Annotated in this window: 2 protein-coding genes; both read right to left on the bottom strand. The window is 78.1% G+C overall.

Annotation, left to right across the window (positions count from 1 at the left end):
• Positions 1 to 96 precede the first annotated feature (96 nt).
• Positions 97 to 981, bottom strand: a complete 885-nt coding sequence (locus tag L7D48_RS28350) for an ABC transporter ATP-binding protein (RefSeq protein WP_374494128.1) — start codon at positions 979 to 981, stop codon at positions 97 to 99.
• A gap of 38 nt (positions 982 to 1,019) precedes the next feature.
• On the bottom strand, positions 1,020 to 2,132 hold a 1,113-nt coding region (locus tag L7D48_RS28345), incomplete at its 5' end, for an iron ABC transporter permease (RefSeq protein WP_308312363.1).

Genomic DNA, 2,132 nt, shown 5'->3' with positions numbered 1-2,132 from the left:
GGGCCGGCCCCCCTCCACGCCGCCGGTGCCCGCGACCACCCCGTCCGTCCCCGCGTACCGCGCGCGGCGCCCCTCGCCCGGCCGGGGCGGGCGGGGCTACGAACCGCCGTCGTCCGCGCCGACCGCGCCGTCCGCCGCCGGGCCCGGGCCCGCCGCCAGGCCCGTGGGGCACACCACCGGGGTGCCGTGGACGGGGTCGGTCAGGATGGTGCTCTCCACCCCGTACAGGGTCCGCACCAGGGCGGACGTCATGATCTCGGCCGGGGCGCCCTGGGCGACGACCCGCCCGTCCAGCATCGCCAGCATGTGATCGGCGTACCGGCAGGCCGTGGTCAGGTCGTGCAGGACGAGCACCACCGTGCGCCCCCGGGCGGCCAGGGAGCGGACCATCTCCAGCACCTCCAGCTGGTGGCCGATGTCGAGGGCGGAGGTCGGCTCGTCCAGCATCAGGATGTCGGTGTCCTGCGCCACCGCCATCGCGATCCAGGCGCGCTGCCGCTGGCCGCCGGAGAGCGTCTCCAGCGGGCGGTCCGCCAGCTCGTGCAGGTCGGCTGCGTCCAGCGCGGCCTCCACCGCCTCGGCGTCCGCCCTCGACCACTGGCGCAGCAGGCCCTGGTGCGGGCGTCGGCCGTAGCGCACCAGATCGCGGACCGTCAGCCCGTCCGGCGCGGTGGCCGACTGCGGCAGCAGGCCGATCACCCGGGCCACCTCGCGGGTGGAGACCGAGGACAGCGCCCGGCCGTCCAGCAGTACCGAGCCCCCGCGCGGCTCCAGCAGCCGGGCGAGCCCGCCCAGCAGCGTCGACTTGCCGCAGCCGTTGGGGCCGACGATCGCGGTCACCCGCCGCGGGGGCAGCTCGATATCCAGCTCCCGCACCACGGGGGTGCGCCCGTGGGCCAGGGTGAGTGCCTCGGTGCGCAGCCGGTGCGCCCCGCCCGCCTCCTCTGCCCCGACCCTGATTCCGGACTCGGGCGCGGACACGGGCGCGGGGGCGGTCGCGGTCACGGGTGCCACGGCGTTCACGGGGTCCTCCTGGTACGGGTGGTGAGCAGCAGCCACAGCAGGTACGGGCCCCCGACGACGGCGGTGACCAGCCCCACGGGGATCTCCAGCGGCGCCATCGCGGTGCGGCCGACCAGATCGGCCAGCAGCGTCAGCACGGCCCCGGCGAGCGCGGAGGTCACGACGGGCACGGGCCCGGGCCCGGTCAGCCGCCGGGCGGCCTCGGGCGCGGCCAGGGCGATCATGCCCAGCGGCCCGGCGACGGCCACGGCCAGCCCGGCGCAGACGACGGAGGTCAGCAGCACCGCCGCGCGCACCGGCCGCACCCGCACCCCCAGGGAGGTGGCCACGGCGTCGGAGAAGCGCAGCGCGCCCAGGCGGTGGCCCAGCACCACCGCGAGCGGCAGGCATACCAGCAGCCCGGCCTCCAGCACCGTCACCGCCGTCCGGGAACGGCCGTTGAGGGTGCCGACGGTCCAGGCGAACGCCGCGTTGGCCGCGTCGATCTCCGCCCGCGACAGGATCAGGTTCGTCACCGCGCCGAAGACCGCGCCCACGCCCAGGCCCACCACCAGGAACCGGTAGCCGCGCTGCCCGGCCCCGCCGCTGAGGGCCAGGGTGAGGGCCGCGGCCGTGGCGGCGCCCACCAGAGCGGTGGCCGACGGCAGCAGGCTGGTGGGGACGGCGACGATCCCCGCGACGGCGAACGCGGTCGCGCCGTTGTTCAGGCCGACGGTGTCCGGGGTGGCCAGCCGGTTCCCCGAGAGCGTCTGCATCAGGCAGCCGGCCGCCCCCAGGGCCGCGCCGACCGCGATCCCGGCCTCGACCCGGGGCATGCGCAGTTCCCGTACGACCAGCAGATCGCGCGGGTCCCCCTCGCCCAGCACCGCCGCGCGCAGGGCGTCCAGCGGGGCCACGGCGATCTCGCCGACGGACAGGCCCACCGCGCCCACCGCGACCAGGACCGCCGCGAGCAGGACGCCGGCCAGCAGCGGACGGCGGGGCACGAGCAGGGACAGGCCGCCGGCGGCCAGGCGGAAGGTGCCCGGCGGCGCGGCGTCCACGGCCGCCGCACCCGGCTCACGCACCCGGCCGGGCCCGCGCGGCGGAGGGACGGACGGTGGGGCGGG

Origin of the sequence: Streptomyces sp. ICN903 (assembly GCF_022015835.1) — a bacterium.
Classification (GTDB): domain Bacteria; phylum Actinomycetota; class Actinomycetes; order Streptomycetales; family Streptomycetaceae; genus Streptomyces; species Streptomyces fenghuangensis.
Note: the sequence above shows the minus strand (reverse complement) of the source record. Positions and strands in the feature narration are given on the sequence as shown.